Annotated in this window: 17 protein-coding genes and 1 tRNA gene; 7 read left to right on the top strand and 11 right to left on the bottom strand. The window is 72.0% G+C overall.

The genetic code is table 11. The annotated features are described in order from the left end of the window. Positions 1 to 18: 18 nt before the first annotated feature. From ABZU25_RS02385 to ABZU25_RS02375, 3 genes are read right to left on the bottom strand one after another with little or no spacing between them, the layout of a single operon-like run. Complete coding sequence (locus ABZU25_RS02385) at positions 19 to 261, bottom strand: type II toxin-antitoxin system RelE/ParE family toxin (protein WP_355027521.1); 243 nt, start codon at positions 259 to 261, stop codon at positions 19 to 21. Beyond that, entirely contained in the window at positions 258 to 557 is a 300-nt protein-coding gene (locus ABZU25_RS02380) for a type II toxin-antitoxin system Phd/YefM family antitoxin (protein WP_355027520.1), read from the bottom strand. Before ABZU25_RS02380 ends, ABZU25_RS02385 begins: the two co-directional genes overlap by 4 nt. 48 nt (positions 558 to 605) lie before the next feature. Next, positions 606 to 2,576 carry an NAD-binding protein gene (locus tag ABZU25_RS02375; RefSeq protein WP_355027519.1) on the bottom strand — a complete coding sequence of 657 codons (1,971 nt, stop codon included), beginning with the start codon at positions 2,574 to 2,576 and terminating at the stop codon, positions 606 to 608. Between the two features lie 95 nt (positions 2,577 to 2,671). Here ABZU25_RS02375 and ABZU25_RS02370 point away from each other — a divergent pair, with 95 nt between their 5' ends. From ABZU25_RS02370 to ABZU25_RS02355, 4 genes are all read left to right on the top strand, one after another. After that, a complete protein-coding gene (locus tag ABZU25_RS02370) occupies positions 2,672 to 3,154 on the top strand; it encodes an MSMEG_6728 family protein (RefSeq protein WP_355027518.1) in 483 nt (160 codons plus the stop codon). A gap of 30 nt (positions 3,155 to 3,184) precedes the next feature. After that, positions 3,185 to 4,738, top strand: a complete 1,554-nt coding sequence (locus tag ABZU25_RS02365; protein ID WP_355027517.1) for an FAD-dependent oxidoreductase — start codon at positions 3,185 to 3,187, stop codon at positions 4,736 to 4,738. A 67-nt stretch (positions 4,739 to 4,805) separates the two neighbouring features. Next, positions 4,806 to 6,017 carry a hypothetical protein gene (locus tag ABZU25_RS02360; RefSeq protein WP_355027516.1) on the top strand — a complete coding sequence of 404 codons (1,212 nt, stop codon included), beginning with the start codon at positions 4,806 to 4,808 and terminating at the stop codon, positions 6,015 to 6,017. Between the two features lie 213 nt (positions 6,018 to 6,230). Further along, positions 6,231 to 6,674 (top strand): HNH endonuclease, encoded by a 444-nt coding sequence (locus tag ABZU25_RS02355; protein ID WP_355027515.1) that lies wholly within the window; start codon positions 6,231 to 6,233, stop codon positions 6,672 to 6,674. 59 nt (positions 6,675 to 6,733) lie between these two features. Here the strand turns inward: ABZU25_RS02355 and ABZU25_RS02350 are convergent, their stop codons facing one another. Both ABZU25_RS02350 and ABZU25_RS02345 read right to left on the bottom strand, forming a co-directional pair. Continuing rightward, positions 6,734 to 8,200, bottom strand: coding sequence for a serine/threonine-protein kinase (locus tag ABZU25_RS02350; protein ID WP_355027514.1), 1,467 nt, complete (start codon positions 8,198 to 8,200; stop codon positions 6,734 to 6,736). A 112-nt stretch (positions 8,201 to 8,312) separates the two neighbouring features. Continuing rightward, positions 8,313 to 9,077 carry an enoyl-CoA hydratase/isomerase family protein gene (locus ABZU25_RS02345; protein ID WP_355027513.1) on the bottom strand — a complete coding sequence of 255 codons (765 nt, stop codon included), beginning with the start codon at positions 9,075 to 9,077 and terminating at the stop codon, positions 8,313 to 8,315. Between the two features lie 379 nt (positions 9,078 to 9,456). Here ABZU25_RS02345 and ABZU25_RS02340 point away from each other — a divergent pair, with 379 nt between their 5' ends. After that, positions 9,457 to 9,993, top strand: a complete 537-nt coding sequence (locus tag ABZU25_RS02340) for a hypothetical protein (protein WP_355027512.1) — start codon at positions 9,457 to 9,459, stop codon at positions 9,991 to 9,993. On the opposite strand, the gene ABZU25_RS02335 is transcribed toward ABZU25_RS02340, so the two are convergent. From ABZU25_RS02335 to ABZU25_RS02320, 4 genes are all read right to left on the bottom strand, one after another. Further along, on the bottom strand, positions 9,981 to 10,625 hold the full coding sequence (locus tag ABZU25_RS02335; protein ID WP_355027511.1) for a histidine phosphatase family protein: 645 nt from the start codon (positions 10,623 to 10,625) through the stop codon (positions 9,981 to 9,983). The genes ABZU25_RS02340 and ABZU25_RS02335 overlap by 13 nt on opposite strands. A 51-nt stretch (positions 10,626 to 10,676) precedes the next feature. Further along, positions 10,677 to 11,096 carry a VOC family protein gene (locus tag ABZU25_RS02330; RefSeq protein ID WP_355027510.1) on the bottom strand — a complete coding sequence of 140 codons (420 nt, stop codon included), beginning with the start codon at positions 11,094 to 11,096 and terminating at the stop codon, positions 10,677 to 10,679. A 35-nt stretch (positions 11,097 to 11,131) separates the two neighbouring features. Further along, entirely contained in the window at positions 11,132 to 11,533 is a 402-nt protein-coding gene (locus tag ABZU25_RS02325) for an AraC family transcriptional regulator (protein WP_355027509.1), read from the bottom strand. 631 nt (positions 11,534 to 12,164) lie between these two features. Then, positions 12,165 to 12,241: transfer RNA gene (locus tag ABZU25_RS02320), tRNA-Thr, on the bottom strand. Positions 12,242 to 12,581: 340 nt separating this feature from the next. On the opposite strand from ABZU25_RS02320, the gene ugpC reads away from it, so the two are divergent. Both ugpC and ABZU25_RS02310 read left to right on the top strand, forming a co-directional pair. Then, positions 12,582 to 13,673: a sn-glycerol-3-phosphate ABC transporter ATP-binding protein UgpC gene (ugpC, locus tag ABZU25_RS02315; RefSeq protein WP_355027508.1), complete on the top strand. Its 1,092-nt coding sequence runs from the start codon at positions 12,582 to 12,584 to the stop codon at positions 13,671 to 13,673. 168 nt (positions 13,674 to 13,841) lie between these two features. Continuing rightward, complete coding sequence (locus ABZU25_RS02310; protein ID WP_355027507.1) at positions 13,842 to 14,423, top strand: hypothetical protein; 582 nt, start codon at positions 13,842 to 13,844, stop codon at positions 14,421 to 14,423. A 50-nt stretch (positions 14,424 to 14,473) separates the two neighbouring features. On the opposite strand, the gene rlmB is transcribed toward ABZU25_RS02310, so the two are convergent. Then, a complete protein-coding gene (gene rlmB, locus ABZU25_RS02305; RefSeq protein WP_355027506.1) occupies positions 14,474 to 15,610 on the bottom strand; it encodes a 23S rRNA (guanosine(2251)-2'-O)-methyltransferase RlmB in 1,137 nt (378 codons plus the stop codon). Next, positions 15,610 to 17,025 carry a cysteine--tRNA ligase gene (cysS, locus tag ABZU25_RS02300; RefSeq protein ID WP_355027505.1) on the bottom strand — a complete coding sequence of 472 codons (1,416 nt, stop codon included), beginning with the start codon at positions 17,023 to 17,025 and terminating at the stop codon, positions 15,610 to 15,612. The genes rlmB and cysS overlap by 1 nt, the downstream gene beginning before the upstream one ends. Positions 17,026 to 17,030: the final 5 nt, after the last annotated feature.

The following is a 17,030-nucleotide window of genomic DNA, read 5'->3' as shown; positions in this document are numbered from 1 at the left end:
GGCACATAGCCAGACGGGTCATGAGTAGACGTCCTTGCGATGACCGACGTCGTGGATGGTCAGCTCGTCGCTGTCGAGGCGATAGAGGACCCGGTAGTCACCGACCCGCAGACGGCGCCCAGATCCGTCGCGCATCTCGGTCGAATTTTGCGGCGCGGGATCGGAGACCAAGCCGAGGATTGCGCCCAGGACGGTCAGGAATACGTTGCGGGGCTGCTTGTGCAGCCAGACAAGCACGTCCCGGTCGATCTGAACCTTCACGCCGCCTCGCCGTTGGCCCGGTCGGCCAGCAGCGCCTCCACCTCACGTGGATCGACCCCGAGCGACTCCAGCGCCGCCGAGAGCGGCACGAACTGGCCTTCGGCACGAGATCGGGCAATCACTGCCGAATCCCGGCGATCTCGAAATGCCTCGATTTCTTCCCACTCGTCGATGCCGATGAGCACGGCGACGGGCCGTTCGTACTTCGTGATGATGACGGGCTCACCGGTGCGCTCGACACCGTCCAGCACCCGACCCGCGCCGTCACGGAATTCCCGTAGCGTGATCCTTTCCATGCAGGAAACTGTACCACGCGGTACCGCGCTGCCCGATCATCGAAGCTTTCAGCTCACCTCGCCGGTCCCGTCCTGCCGGTGGGTCAGTTCGAATTCGTCGGCTGGGCCGCCTGCGGATGTCGAGGGAGCACCCGCGCCGGGAGAAACGGGATGCGCCGCGCCGACCCCCGAGTCCGTCTGGCCTGGCACCGAGGGGGGCGTCGCCGTTGGGGTGGGCAGCCCGCCGTGGACCGGCCGGGCCGGCCAAGGGAGCGGGCCCGGGTGGGCGGGCGGGGCGCACTGCCTGGTCAGCCAGTCCAACCCGCGGCGGCGGGCGACCACTGTCAACCGGTCGCCCGCGAAGATCACCTGACGGGGGTCGAGGTCCTTCCACCAGATCGTCTTGCCGCCGCCGGCCGGGGTACGAGCGATCAACCGGACCTGCCCGTCCCGGTTGACCGCGTCCAGCGGTCGGCCGTCCAACTCGGAGCCGGCGGCGACCGGCACCTCGGCGACCGGCAGCGCGTGCCGGTCGACCGGGATCGTGGTGATCACGGCGCGTTCGGTGAGCGCCCCGATGAAGGCCGGGGCGGCCAGGTAGGAGACCGACCGGGACACCCCGAGGGCGAAGGTCTCCTCCACCCGTTCGGCGAAGTCACCGTCGAACAGCCGCAGCACCACCCGCAGGCCGGGGTGGAGGTCACGGGCGGCGAGCGCCGCCTCCAGGTTGGCCACGTCGTCGGTGGACGCCACCACCAGCGCCTGGCAGTCGGCCACCGACGCGGCGACAAGCGTCTCGGAGAGCGCGGCGTCGCCGACGATCACCGGCACCTCCAGCTGACGGGCCAGGGCACCGCCGCGCGGCGCCGGGTCCTTGTCGATCGCCACCACCTCGACGTCGTACTCCCGCAGCTGCGCCATCACCCGGGTGCCGACGTTGCCCAGGCCGATCAGCACGACGTGCCCGGCCCGCGCGGGCTGCAACCGGCCGGTGTGCAGGGCCAGCCGGGCGTTGACGATGCCGTCCACCACGACGGCGGTGATCAGCGGGATCAGTGCCAACCCGGCCAGGTTGAGCACCACCTGCATGATCTGCGCTCCGGCTGGCTTGGTGGTGTCCGGGTCGGCGCCGCTGAGGGTGGTGACCAGGGTCAGATACAGCGCCTCCAGCGGGGAGACGCCCTCGGTGCGGGAGATCAGCGCCCCCAGCACCACGATCACCGCGAGCACCAGCATCACCGCAACGCCGATCTTGCGGGTCGCGAAGCCGCGTACCGCTCCCAGCAGCACCGTGACCGGACGACGTCGCCGGCGGGCCCGGACCAGCCGACGGGCGGCGACCTCGGTGCCCGGCGGCTGCCCGGTCGCCTCGGCGAGCACCAGGTCCGCGCCGGCCTGCTCGGCTGGCAGCAACTCCACGCCCTGCGCCTCGCCGAGGTGGGCCAGGGCGCAGACCACGTCCTGCGGGCGGACGTCGGCCCGCCGCGCCACCCGGAGCGTCTTGTCGCGATGTTGGAAGCTGCTGGGGTCGACCTCGCCGAGCGCGGCGGCCACGAAGGCCGGCGCGGCCATCTCGGCGTCGGAGAGCACCTCGACCGGTGCCTTGATCAGCTTGCGCACACCGTCGGCGAGGGTGCCGTTGAACATCCGCAGCACCTGGCGGACCTGTTGATCGACGGCCTGCGCGCAGAGCGCCGCGTGCAGGTTGCCGACGTCGTCCTGGTGCAGCAGGGCCAGCCCGGTCGCCCCGGCCAGGCCGGCGGCCTCGAAGGTGGACACGTCCAGCCGGTCCGAGCGGACCACCCGAACCCCGCGCAGCCCCGCCACGTCCGGGCCGTTGCTGCGGTAACGCTCCGGCACCACGACTGTCACCCGCGCCCCACCCGCCGGCAGTTCGGATTCGAGCAGCGCCCGAGCCACGTAGTAGGCGAGCGCGTCCTTCCCGCAGATCACGTAGTGCGGGCGCGGATCACCGACCGACCGCAGCCGCCAGTTCCACTCGACCGCCCGTCGCGCCCGGTCCCGCCACGGCTCCGCCATGCCCGGATCGTAATCAGCACGGCCATGGTGGGCGACCCCGTCCGGATCATCCCGCGACCAGGCATGCCCGCTCTGGCGACGGGTAGAGCAGCGGCATGCAGACGTTCCTCCCGTACCCGGACTTCCTGGCCAGCGCCCGCGCGCTGGACCAGAAGCGGCTGGGCAAGCAGCGGGTGGAGGCCATCCAGGTGCTGCGTGGGCTCACCCGACCCGGGTACGGCTGGCGCAACCACCCGGCGGTGAAGATGTGGGCCGGGTACGAGGAGGCGCTCACCCGCTACGGGCTGGACATGTGCGCGGTGTGGACCGAGCCGGGGCGGGCCGACACCTGCGCCGCCACGATGACAGTGGACCTCGCGGCCGCCTGCGGGGCCGGCGTCGTACGGATGCAGGACGAGCTGGCCGAGGCTGGTGAGCTGCCACCGTGGCTGGGCCGCGACGAGTTGCACCTGAGCCACCGCTCGTCGCTGGTCCGCAAGGACCCGGCGCACTACCTGCCCCTCTTCGGGGACGACGTGCCGCCGGATCTGGAGTACGTCTGGCCCGCCTCCGACCGCGCGCGCCGCTGCCTCCCGTAGAGGAGACTGGGCCGGGAGAGGTAGGTGCCCATGGCGCTGTCGCAGGTGGTGGGTCGGCTCGTCGGCGTACGCCAACATCTGGTGGACCCGGGCGGCGGTGGCGCGGACCGCGTGCCGCGACCGACCGCGGCGGTGGTGGTGGGTGGCGGCATCGCCGGTATGTCGGCGGCGGTGGTGCTGGCCGAGCGGGGGGTGGCGGTCACGGTGCTGGAGGCGGCACCGACGCTCGGCGGTCGACTGGGCGCCTGGCCGGAGGCGCTGGCCGAGGGCAGCCAGCAGAACGAGCACGGTTTTCACGCGTTCTTCCGGCAGTACTACAACTGGCGGTCCATCCTCCGTCGGATCGATCCTGAGCTGGGCTTCCTCAAGCCCATTCCGGGTTACCCGATCCTCAGTGCCCAGTGGCCGACCGAGGAGTTCGGCAGGCTGCCGCCCGCACCACCGGCGAACCTGCTCGCGCTGCTGTTGCGCAGCCCCAGTCTGCGCCTGGGCGACCTGCGACTGATGGACCGGGACGCCGCGCTGCCGCTGCTCACCTACGACCCGGTTCGCACCTACGCCGAGTTGGACGACACCACGGCCGACGAACTGTTGGCGTCGCTGCGGCTGCCGGACCGGGCTCGGGCGATGCTGTTCGAGGTCTTCTCGCACTCGTTCTTCAACCACGAGGCGGAGATGTCGGCCGCCGAGATGGTCGCCCAGTTCCACTTCTATCTGCTCGGCAACCCGGAGGGGTTGGCGTTCGACTGCCCGGACGAGGACTACGCCACGGCGATCTGGGAGCCGCTGACCCGGCACGTGGAGAAGCACGGCGGCCGGGTGCTCACCGGCTGCGCCGCGACCGGGGTGCACCGGGACGGCGACGGCTGGCGGGTGACTACCACCGACGGAGGCGGCCACCCGGCGGCCCACGTGGTGCTGGCCGTCGACCCGCCGGCACTCGCCGCGCTGGTCGCGGCCTCTCCCGACCTGGTCGAGCAGGCGCCGGAGTTGACCGCCCGGATGCCCGCCTTCGGCCGGCCCGGCCCGCCGTACGCGGTGGCGCGGTACTGGTGTGCCGGGGACGTGGCCGCCGAACGGGCGGTGTTCAGCGGTGTGTCCCGGCAGCCCACGCTGGATTCGGTGACGCTCTACCACCGGCTGGAGGACGAGCCTCGGCGCTGGGCGCGGCGGACCGGCGGGTCGGTCATCGAGCTGCACGCGTATGCCTGCGAGCCGGGGGTGCCGGCCGAGGAGTTGGCCGAGCGGATGCGCCGCGAGCTGGTCGTGCTCTGGCCGGAGGTCGCCGACCTGCGGGTTCGCGAGCTGCGGGCCCGGGTGGAGGCGCAGGCGCCGGCGTTCACGCCGGGCAGCCATGCCTGGCGACCGGGGGTACGCACCGACGCGAGCGGCCTCTACCTGGCCGGTGACGGCATCGTCACGGACTTCCCAAGCGCGTTGATGGAACGCTCCGCCGCGACGGGCATCGTCGCCGCGAACCACATCCTGCGCGCGGAGGGCGGCGCGGCGGAGCCGGTGCGCTCGATCCGGCCCCGGGGGCTGCTGGCCGGCCGCGCCACCCCAAACCGACAAAACCCCATATAAGCAACGGTACGCTGCCGTACGCTTGGTTGATCAACCGTCGATCGACCGGGCGGGAGGGCAGCGGGGAATGTCACCACTGCACCGCGCCGGCGCGGAGAACCATCCATCGATCGGCGAGATCGGCCGCGACGACGCGTACCCCCTGATCCGCGACGAACGCGCCTGCATCGTCACCGCACTGCGTCTGGGCTGGTGGATGGCGGACGCCTACCACCACGGGCAGCACGCCGAACTCGGCGTCCCCGCCGAGGCCCGACCACCCGTACCGCCGGCCAAGCTCTCCAACCTCACCGAGATGTCCGCCCACCGACGAATGCGGATGTACCTCGACGGGGCGGACGTCGCGCTGGCCCAGATCGCCGAACTCACCCGACACACCGGGCCGGTGCCCGACACGTCGGCCGCCCGAGCCCTGCTGCCCGACCTGAGCCAGCCCGACCCGGCCGATCCGGTGCCGCTGCTGCTCGCCCTCGACGACCTCAACGTCGAGGTGCTGCGCTGGGCGATGGCCACCAACCACCGGGTCGGGCTGGCCTACCGGCTGGGCCGATCGGTGGCCGACACCGTCCGAGCCGGCGACGCCGCCCAGTTGCTGCGGCAGTTCGGCGGTCGGCAGATCCAGATCAGCCGCTGGCTGGACGAGCTGGCCAGCGTGCTGCCGCCGTACTCGGCCGCTGTGGTGCGCCGGTCGCTGGCCGCCTGGGCGAGCGCTGTCGACCGGGCCGGCCACGGGGACCCGGCCGAACCAGCGCCCGCCGAGCTGAGCCGGGCCCTGCGTGGCCAGGGTGACCTCTGGCGGGACGTGCTCACCGGCGGCCTGCACCCACGCGACCTGCTCGACGAGGAGGACTACGCGGTGATCGCCCGGAACCTGATCATCCGGGACCGGCGGTTGGTGGCGCAGGCGGCGCGGGGCATCTTCTGGCCTGTGCTCGTACCCCTGCTGCTTGTGCTCTTCGCGGTGGTCGGCGTGAGCGCCGCCGCGGCCGCCGGCTCACCGACCACCCGGGCCACCGTCGCCCTGGTGGGTCTCGGCGCCGGGCTGGCCGCGATCTGGCGGTCGGTCTCCGGGCCGGCACTGGCGGTCGCCGGCGAGGTCAACCGGCCCCTGCTGGACAGCGAACTCACCGCGCGAATGGCCCTACGGCTGAACCGGCCGCTGACCGCCGCCCGGCGCACGGCGGTCGTCGCACCCCGGACCCGCCGTCCGCGCCGCCCGGAGGAGCCGGGCGGCCGATCGAAATACGTTGCCCGTCTCTCCCGCCCCGACCTACCGTGATCGCGCAAGGTCAACCACCGCCGCGGGAGCAGAGCATGACGACGTCGCACGTCAGCACCGTGCCGTCGACGCTGCCCGGCGACGGCTGCCGAGCGGAAGGTCCCCGGGCGGGTCGGCCCGACTGACGCGTACCCCGTACGCGCTCAGCCGCCCCGTCCACCAGCCGGACCGGGCGGCTTTTCGCTGCCCGTCACCATCACGAAAGGAGCCCCGGTGGACGCCGTCCTCGTCATCAACGCCGACCTCGGCCCGCTGCACCGGGTCACCGTTCAACATGCCGTCCGGATGCTCTGCCGCCGGGTCGCCGAGATCCACGAGGCCGAGCCGGACCAGGTGATCGGCGTCTTCCCGATGCCCCGTGTGGTACGGCTGGTCCGCTACGTGGTCACCCGGTGGAGGTTCAGCGCCGGGCCGGCCTGGTCCCGCGCCGGGGTGCTGCGCCGCGACGACCGCTGCTGCGCGTACTGCGGTGGGCCGGCCTCCACCATCGACCACATCCTGCCCCGCTCGCGCGGCGGCCGGAACACCTGGCGGAACACCACCGCAGCCTGCTACGGCTGCAACCAGCGCAAGGGTGACCGGACGCCGGCGGAGGCGGGCATGCCGCTGCGCCGGGAACCGGTGAACCCGGGCTGGGGTGCGCTCGCCGGGCGGTGACGGACCGGCCGACGGGAACGGGGGGCCGCGTCCCGGGCGCGGCACCCGTCGGCCCCCGGTCAGGCGGCGCGTTCCTTCACCTTCGGGTTCGGGCGGCCGTTGGGGCAGTTCACGCGGATCTCGCTGCGGTACTCGGAGGAGACCAGCTCGACCCGGATCTGCTTCGCCGGGCCACGGTCGTACGCCTCCGCCCGGAACCCGGGACCAAGCGTCACTGCGAGCACCTCGGTCGACTTCCCCACGCAGCGGACGGTGACCGTCCCTCCGCGCGCCCGAACGGGTACGCCCGCGGAGAGGGTGGGCGTCGGCGCGGGCGCGGTCGGCGTCGGGCCGGGGGCGGTGGCGGTCGGGCTCGGGGCCACCGTCGGGCCCGGGCCGGTCGGGGGGCCGGTCCGGGCAGCGGGCGCGGTTCGCCGGGCCGGTGGGGCGTCGGACACTCCGATGTCGACCTCGTCGGCCGGCTCCTCGGTGCGCGGCATCCCCACCGCGGTGGTGCCCGGGCCCCTGTCGGTCGACGGGGCAGCCAGCCCCGGTCGACGATTGTGGAAGTCGCCGAGCGACCCGGCAATCGTGATCGCGGCAAGCACCACTCCGCCGACCACCAGGATGGCCCGACGCCGACGCCACGGACTGCGCCCGGTGACCGCGCTGCCTCCCGCCGGAGCGACGGTCCCGCTGTCGGTGGGTTCGGCGACGACAGCCACGTCGGACGTGGCTCCACTCATGGCGGCGAGCAGGATGCGGGCCGCCTCGACGGCCGGTGGCCGGTCGGCGGGGTCGCGGGCCAGGCACCAGCGGTAGAGCCGGTGAATCTCGGGCGGCACGTCGTCGATCTCCGGTAGCGGGTCCGGCTCGACGTGCGTCTGCCCGCGGAGCATTCCGGTCTGCGCCTCGGCCGGCCACGGCAGCCGGCCGGTGAGCACCCGGTGCAGCAGCAGGCCCAGGGCGTACACGTCGCAGGCCGGCAGCACCTCGCCGGCCTCCAGTCGCTCCGGGGCGAGATAGGCCGGCGTGCCCAGCAGTCGTCCCTCGAAGTCGATCTCCGGCGCGCCGGCGACAGCCGCGATACCGAAGTCGAGCACCTTGGCGCCGGTTGGCGTGAGCATCACGTTGCTCGGCTTGATGTCGCGGTGCACCAAACCCTGAGCGTGCGCGGCCGTGAGAGCAGCAGCCACCTCGGCGCAGACCCGTAAGCCAGCGCGCGGCGGCAACGGCCCGGCCGCCAACCGTTGTTCGAGGGTGACGCCGCCGAGCAACTCCATCACCACGAACGGGACCGGGGAACCGTCCACCGGCGACTCCCCGTAGTCGTACACGCCTGTGACGTGCGGGTGCGACAGCCGGGCAGCCGCCTTGGCCTCGGCCCGGATCCGCTGCCGGGCGTTGGTGTCCGAGGCGACAAGCACTTTTACCGCGACGTCCCGTTCGAGCACCTCGTCGTACGCCCGGTGCACTGCCGACATACCGCCACTGCCGAGGCGCTCCAGGAGCCGGTAGCGGCCCGCAAGCAACTGATCACGCTGCACGACGGACAGCCTGCCGTACGGACCCGGCAACCGGCCACCCGGGATCGAGCTGTCGCGATGGGTGTTACGACGACCTCGGCCGTCCTCTCCACCCGTACCGACTGAAACGGGGTCAGTCGACCGGCGGCTGCCAGGCGAAGCGGGGCGTACGCCGCTCGGTCATCGCCGCGACCCGCTCCCGGGCCTCGCCGGTGGTCGACACCCTCCGGTGCCACCAGGCGATCCGGGCCGGCCCGGCCCGGTCATCGATGATCTCCTTCGCGGCGGCGACACTCAGCGCCGACCGTTTGGCGATCGTCGCCGTCAGCTCGTCCACCCGCGCGGCGAGCCGGTCGGCCGGCAGCACCTCGTCGACCAGGCCGACCCGCAGGGCCCGCTCGGCGTCGATCAGCTCTGCGGTGAACAGCAGATGCTTGGCGGCGGACGGGCCGACCAGCCGCGCCAGCCGCCGGGTCGTCGGTGCCGGATAGACCAGACCGAGCCGGGCCGGCGGTACGCCGAACCGGGCGTCGTGCGCGGCGATCCGCAGGTCACAGGCGACCGCGAGCTGAGCACCGCCGCCGACACAGGCGCCCCGGATGGCAGCGACGGTCGGCTTGGCGAAGCGGGCGAGCCGCTCCTCGGCGGCCACCGCGATGCTGGCGTCACCCGCGTCCAGCAGCTCGGCCAGATCACCCAGGTCCGCACCGGCGCAGAAGGCGTCGCCCACGCCGGTGAGCACCAACGCCCGCACCTCGGGGTCGGGTTCCAGCCGGTCCAGCAGTTCGGGGAGCTGACGCCACATGGCGACGGTCATCGCGTTACGCCGGGCCGGGTTGTGGATCACCACGGTCGCAACCGGTCCGGTCACCTCGACTGTCAACTCCGCATTCGACACGTCCGCCCCTTCCGCGCCCCCGTGTGCGCCGCCGCCCACCTGGTCCCCGACGACCCGCGCCGGCCCGGCACCGCCGAGCTTGCCCAACGCACCCCGGCCTCGCGCCCGACGCCGGCACCACCCACCTGGCCGCGACGACCCACCAGGCGGTCCCGGCACCGCCGACCTGGCCGCGACGACCCGCGCCCGTCCGCGACCCTAACCGTGCCGGCCCGAGACCGAGCGGCCAGGCCCGCCGCACGCGAAGTGCTGGGGCAATCTTGGACACTTTCCGTTAGCGCGTAACGGAAAGTGTCCAAGATTGCCAGACGTGTCTCCGGTTCGTTGGTTGTTGTGCCGCGCCAGGGAACCCGCGGTTGGGGCTCTGCGTCCGACGGACATGAGACCCGCCCCGACGACGGCCGTCACTGTCGTGCTCCTGGCCGCCCTCCTGAGCGCCTGCACCAGTGTCGACCGAGCCGTCGCCCCGACCGGGTCCCCGGTCACCACCGCTCCCCGTCCCGCCGACCCGGCCACCGGCACCCCGCTGCCGACCACCACCAGCCCCGGAGCCGCCGGAGCGGCGCCCCGGGTGGTGCTCCGCACCTCCGGCGGCTTCGCCGGCCGTGGTGACGCCGTGACCGTCGAGCCGGACGGTCAGTGGACCGCTGTGGACCGGGCCGGCAGCCCGCGTAGCGGCCAGCTCAACCCCGCCGACCTCGGCCGCCTGACGGGACTGGCCGCCGACCCCCGGCTGGCCGCCGAGGCGGGGCGACCGACCATCTCGACCCTCTGCTCGGACGCGTTCAGCTACCAGCTCACAGTGGGCACCATCTCGACCGGCTACGTCGCCTGCTCGGCCGACGAGGCCCCGCCGCCGGCCACCCAGGCCCTGGTCAAGCTGCTGCTGCGGGCCACCGGCACTCAGACCAGGTAGTCCGGGGGCAGGCCAGTGCCCCGCAACTCCGGCGGCAGGTGGGCCACGTCGTTGACGGCGATCAGATTCGGCGGACCGGCCGGGCCGTACCGGATCACGGTCAGGCCCGCGTTGTGCAGGTTCAAGCCCAGCCAACGCCGCTCCGGCGCGTCGAGGGCATGCCGCACCAGCCAGGCGATCAGGAAGCTGTGCGTCACGACCAACTCGCGAACCGGCTCGTCACCGGTCGGCCCGTCGCTGACCGGGCCGGTGAACCGCCGTACCGCCGCCGCCGTCACCAGTGGCCCATCGACCCGTTCGGCCGCCGAGAACTGCTCCAGGAATTTCGCGTACGCCGGGGGCAGCCCAGCCGGATCCGTGTCGTGTGGAAGGTGGTCACCGGCCAACTCCGTCGCGTACACCGGCACCTCGGGCAGCGACGCGGCGACCAGCTCGGCGGTCTGCGCGGCCCGGCGCAGCGGCCCGTGCTGGACGGCGGCAAACCGCCGGCCGCGCAGGCGTTCGCCGAGCAGCGTGGCCTGTCGTCGGCCACGCTCCGACAGGCCGGTGTCCGGTTCCCCGGCATCCGACTCCCGCAGCTCGGTCAGGTCCTGCTCGGCGTGTCGGGTCAGGTACAGCAGCCGGGTCACCATGCCGCCCACCACACCACACCGGAACCGGCGGTACGACCCCGCGTCCCGTCCCTAGCTTCGCGGGAACATCTGGCCGATGCGGATCCGGTTGCCGAACGGGTCCCGGATGCCGAAGTCGATCCCGTACGGACGCTCGGTCGGCTCGTCGGTGATCTCGACGCCCTTCGCCACGAGTTCCTCGTGCGTCTTGTGGGCGTCGTCGGTGGTCATGAAGAGGTACCCACCCAGGGCGCCCTTGGTGAGCAACTCGCGGACCTGCTCAGCGGTGGCCGGGTCCAGCGCCGGCGCGCCCGGCTTCTCCAGCAGGATCTCCCGCTCCGGGTCGCCGGGCAGGTTGACCGTCAGCCACCGCATGAAACCGAGATCCTGGTCGGTGTTGACCTCCATGCCGAGCTTGTTCACGTAGAAATCGAGCGCCTCGTCCTGGTCGAGGACGTAGATCTGGGAGCGGCTGATCGCGTTCATCGTCATGCCGACAACGGTAGAGGTCGGCCGTGACCTGCTGCTTATCCAAAACTGCTGGGTCGGGTCCAGGCTTTGGTGAAACACGACGGCACGTTGACCGGCGCGACGCGGTGACGCCGGAAATCCGATGGCGACTCGCCGACGATCTGGCGGAACGTCCGGCTGAACGTGCCGAGGCTGCTGAAGCCGACGGCGTAGCAGATGTCGGTGACGTCCCGGCCGGTTTCCACGAGCAACGTCATCGCCCGCTCCACCCGGCGGCGTTGCAGGTAACGGTGCGGGGTCTCACCGAACGTGGCCCGGAAGGTACGGATGAAGTGCGCCTCGGAGACGTACGCGATCCGGGCCAGTGCGGGGATGTCCAACGGCTCGGCGTACGCCCGGTCCATCGCGTCCCGAGCACGCAGCATCGCCCGGTTCGACTCCTCCACCGCGCGACTCATCGGCCACCGTCCCGCTCCGCTCGCTGCCAGGCCCCAGGCTACCGCCAGGCGATCCGCCGTCCGGGCGGCCCGCGCGACCACGATGCCCAATGCGAAGTCGAGGGGTGAAAATGGAGCCCCCGGCCACGTTCGCAACCTCGGACGGTTTGTCCTCGGCTGCCGGCGGACCCTCTCGTCGGGCGCGGTTGCTGTCGCCGTTGCTGTCAACAGCCACCGTCGCCTCGTCGCCGGACACAGCTGACTGACGACAGTCAGCCCCGCCGGTCCTCACCTCGGGCCGGCGAGCGGTGCTGGGCTCAGCCCGACGGGCACCTCGTCCAGCCCGCTCGCCTCGTTTCGCATGCGTGTTGGCGAGGCATTGACCCAGCCCGCGGAACCTCGCCATCCCGTCGCCGTCGACCCGCCCTTGTGGGAGCGGGCCGCCGTCGGGGCTGCCACGTCAAGACGGCCTTGACGTACGGACGGACGCTGGCGGTCCCGGCGGCGGCACGCCGACGTCAAGATCACGCTCAGGTCTACGCTCACGCCAACCTCGACGCCATGCGTCAGGCGCTCGGCAAGCTCTCGCGAGTCCCGTTGCTGTCAACCGGTCAACTCACGGCGGTGCCCGTCGGGAAAAGCCTTGTGGAATTGGAGCCCCCGGCCGGGATCGAACCGGCGACATCTCGCTTACAAGGCGAGTGCTCTGGCCAGCTGAGCTACAGGGGCGCGTGCGTCGAGGTCAGCATAGCGAGTGACGTCCGGATATCCCGCTCGCGAGGCCTCCCGAGCATTGGAAACGTCAACAACCCGACGCGTGCGGGTTTGCTGCGGCGTCGATTGATGTCTGAGCGTGCCCGAGTGCCCGGAATGCGTAGGCCGTGGGCCGGGTTGGGCGCAGTCCCGCCTTGGCAGCAAGGGGAAACCCGTTTACGGTTCACTGACACGGACGACAGCCCGGTGCCCCCGCGCCCGAGCCGCCGTCCGCTGACCGGCACGGATACGTGCCGGTCGCTCCTTCACTCGGATCGTCCGGCACGTTCCTGCCGGTGAAAGGAAGCGCTTCACCATGGCTACGGTCACCTATTCCAAGGCTTCCCGGGTCTACCCGGGCCAAGAGCGTCCCGCCGTCAACGAGTTGAACCTCGAGATCGGCGACGGCGAGTTCCTCGTCCTGGTCGGTCCCTCCGGTTGCGGCAAGTCCACCAGCCTGCGGATGCTCGCCGGCCTGGAGGACGTGGACGCCGGCTCGATCTACATCGACCAGCGTGACGTCACCCACCTTCCCCCGAAGGCCCGCGACATCGCGATGGTCTTCCAGAACTACGCCCTCTACCCGCACATGACGGTGTACGAGAACATGGCGTTCGCCCTCAAGCTGCGTAAGACCTCCAAGTCGGAGATCGACCGGCGGGTCAAGGAGGCAGCCGCGCTGCTCCAGCTGGAGGAATACCTCAGCCGCAAGCCGAAGGCGCTCTCCGGTGGTCAGCGTCAGCGTGTCGCGATGGGCCGGGCGATCGTCCGCGAGCCGCAGGTCTTCCTCATGGACGAGCCGCTGTCGAACCTCGACGCCAAGCTGCGGGTGCAGACCCGTACCCAGATCGCGTCCCTGCAGGCCAAGCTGGGCGTCACCACGGTCTACGTCACGCACGACCAGGTCGAGGCCATGACCATGGGTCACCGGGTCGCGGTGCTGCTCGACGGTGTCCTCCAGCAGGTGGACACCCCCCGCGCGCTCTACGACACCCCGTCGAACGTGTTCGTCGCCGGTTTCATGGGCTCCCCGGCCATGAACATCAAGACCGTTCCGCTGAACGAGCAGGGCGCCGAGTTCGCCGAGCTGCACATCCCGCTGACCCGGGAGCAGGTCGCGGCGGCCCGCGCCGAGGGTGGCAACGGCAAGGTGACAGTGGGCTTCCGTCCGGAGGACTGCGACCTGGTCAGCCCGACCGAGGGCGGCATGCCGGTCGTCGTCGAGCTCGTCGAGGACCTCGGCTCGGACGCCAACGTCTACGGCCACGCCGCCCTGGGTGGCAGCTCGGAGCGCTTCGTCGTCCGCACCGACCGGCGCACCATGCCGAACATGGGTGACACCGTGTTCGTCAAGCCGCGTACCGGTCGCAACCACGTCTTCCACGCCGCCACCGGCAGCCGGATCTGACGTAACGCCCACCCGGCAGGGGCGGTCCGCTTCGGCGGGCCGCCCCTGTCGTCGTACCGGTGGCGGCTTTTCACCCTGCGGAGCCAGCGCGGATGTGGCTCTCTGGGGTGACTCGGCAGGGCGGGCCGCGCCCATAGCGTCGCGGCACGCCCAACCCGAGGAGACGCCGTGTCCGCCACCGCTCACCCGATCAACCGTTCCCGGCCGTACTGGCTGGTCCGCCTGGCCGGCCGCAGCCTCGCCTACTGCGCGACGCTGGTGCCGGTCGCCCTGCTCACACTGGTGACCACCCCGTGGGGTGGGGCCGACGCCGCCGTGGCGCGGTGGCGGACGCTGCGTACCGGACTGCTCGGAGCGCCCCCGACGCCCGCGCCCGGCCGGCGACCCGGCCCGGTCGCGGTGCTCGGCCACGCGCTGTTCAGTCTGCTCCTCGGCGTGGTGGCCCTGCTGCCGCTCGGCGTCGAACTGCTGATGGTGCTGCGCGGCGTGCTGTACGGCATCGTCGACCCTGGCCCGTACGACAACTCCTGGGGCGGTCCGAGCCGGGCCGGCGCGTGGCTGGCGCACTTCCTCGTCGGCCTACCGATGGCCGCCGCCGGGCTGGCCGCGCTGATCGGTATCGCCGCCGTGCACCAGCGGCTGACCCGACGTCTCGACGGGGAGCGGAGCCCCCTCTGGTTGATCCCGACCACAGTGCTGATGGCGCTGGCCGGTGCGCTGTTCTTCGTCGCCTGGACCCACCAGATCTGACGACGAGGCCCCCTCCCGCAGCGGGCGGGAGGGGGCCTCGTCTCACGTCGTTACAGCTCGACCGAGCGGCGGCGGGCGACCTCGGCCAGGGTGACCGCGGCGGCCACACTGGCGTTGAGCGACTCCACCTCGGAGATCATCGGGATGCTGACGGTCAGGTCGCAGGTCTCCCCGACCAGCCGGGACAGCCCACGCCCCTCGGAACCGACAACGACCACCAGCGGGCCGACAGCGGCCTCCAGGTCGTACAGGTCGGTGTCGCCGTCGGCGTCCAGGCCGACCACCATGAAGCCGGCGTCCCGGCACGCCTTCAGCGACCGGGTCAGGTTGGTAACCTGCGCCACGGGCACCCGCGCGGCCGCGCCGGCGCTGGTCCGCCAGGCGGTCGCGGTGATCCCGGCAGCCCGCCGCTCGGGTACGAAGACACCCTGCGCGCCGAACGCGGCAGCCGACCGGATCACGGCACCCAGGTTGCGCGGGTCGGTGACACCGTCCAGCGCGACCAGGAGCGGAGCCTGCTGCTCCAGGGCGGCGGCGACCAGGTCCTCGAACGGCTGGTACGCGAAGGGCGGCACCTGCAACCCGACGCCCTGGTGCAGCACCCCGCCGGTCATCCGGTCCAGTTCGGCCCGGCTGATCTCCAGGTTGGCGATGCCCCGGTCGGCGGCGGTCCGGATGATCTCGTTGATCCGGTCGTCCATGTCGATGCCCTGGGCGACGTAGAGCGCCGTCGCCGGCACGTTGGCGCGCAGCGCCTCCAGCACCGGGTTGCGCCCGACCAGCAGCTCCGGCGTGTCCTTGCTCGGGTTGGACTTGCGCCCCGGCGCGACCCGAGGACCGGACCGCCCGGTGGGCTTGCCGCCCCGGCCGCCGCCGCCGGAAGCACCCCGACCCACCGGTACGCCCCGACCGCCGCCCCTGCCCCAGGTCGTGTCCTTGCTGCCCGGCTGACCGATCTTCGGGGCGCGCCCCTCCTCGGATGCCGCGCGGCGCTCCTTGTCCTGCTTCCAGGCGGTGCGCTGGGGCAGCTTCTCGGTGCCCGAGTAGCCCTTGTGCCACGGCCGCTCGTCGGCGGGCAGGGTGCGCCCCCGCCCGGTCAGCGAGTCCTTGTTCTTGCCGCCGGTGCCCTTGGGGGCGCCTGCCTTCGACGTCAGTCGCCGGCCACGGCGCTGCGAGTTGCCGGCCATCAGTCCTGCTCTCCAATAGTCCAACGGGGGCCCTGGGGGGTGTCCTCGACCACCACACCGGCCAGCTTGAGCTGGTCACGTACCGCGTCGGCGGCAGCCCAGTCCTTGCGGCCCCGGGCCTGCGCGCGCTGCTCCAGGGCCAACGCGATCAGGGAGTCCACCACGGCACGTAGATCATCCGTGCGGCCACCGCCGGTCCAGGCCGGGTTGAGGGGGTCGATCCCGAGGATATCCAGCATCGCCCGTACCGCGGCCAGGGTGGTGCGGACGGTCACATCGTCGCCGACGCTCAGCGCGGTGTTGCCGTCCCGAATGTGCTGTTGTAACACGGCCAGCGCGGCGGACGTGTTGAGATCGTCGTCCATCGCCGCGACGAAGCCGCTGGGCAGCTCACCGGGCTGCTCGGCGCCGACCCGCTCGGCCGCCCGCTGCACGAAACCCTCGATCCGACGGTACGTGGTCGCCGCGTCGCGGAGCGAGTCCTCCGAGTAGTCGATCACCGAGCGGTAGTGCGCGGCGGCGTAGTAGTAGCGCAGCTCGACCGGCCGGACCCCGAGCGAGTCCACGTACGCCAGGTTGAGCGCGTTGCCGGCGGACTTGCCCATCTTGGCCCCGCCGATGCTGAGCAGCCCGTGGTGCACCCAGTAGCGGGCGAACGGCAGACCGGCGGCCTTGGACTGGGCGATCTCGTTCTCGTGGTGCGGGAACGTCAGGTCCAGCCCGCCGCCGTGGATGTCGAACTCCGGGCCGAGATACCGCCAGCACATCGCCGAGCACTCGATGTGCCAACCCGGGCGGCCCAGCCCCCACGGCGACGGCCAGTAGGCGTCCGCCGGCTCGTCCGGTTTGGCACCCTTCCAGAGCGCGAAGTCGCGCGGGTCCCGCTTGCCCCGGTCCGGGGCGTCTCCGGCGGACTGCATCGCGTCCGGAGACTGACCCGACAGCGACCCGTACGCCGGCCACGACGCCACATCGAAGTAGACGTCGCCGGAGCCGTCAGTCGCCGGGTAGGCGTGCCCGTCGGCGATCAACTTCGTGATCAGCTCGTGCATCTCCGGGATGTGCCCGGTGGCGCGGGGCTCGTAGGTGGGCGGCAGCACGTTCAACGCCCGGTACGACTCGGCGAGGAGCAACTCGTTCGCGTACGCGATCGACCAGAACGGCCGGCCCTGCTCGCCCGCCTTGACCAGGAGCTTGTCGTCGATGTCGGTCAGGTTGCGGATGAAGGTGACTTCGTAGCCGGCCGCCAGCAGCCAACGGCGCAGCACGTCATAGTTGACGCCGGAGCGAAGGTGACCGATGTGCGGCGGGGCCTGGAGAGTGAGACCACACAGGTAGACCCCCACCTTGCCGGCTTCCCGCGGGACGAAGTCCCGCACCGATCGGGTGGCAGTGTCATACAGGCGTAGCGTCACCGTAC

Origin of the sequence: Micromonospora sp. NPDC005215 (genome assembly GCF_040607915.1) — a bacterium.
Classification (GTDB): domain Bacteria; phylum Actinomycetota; class Actinomycetes; order Mycobacteriales; family Micromonosporaceae; genus Micromonospora.
The sequence above is the reverse complement of the archived record's forward strand: the minus strand, read 5'-3'. Positions and strand labels throughout refer to the sequence as shown.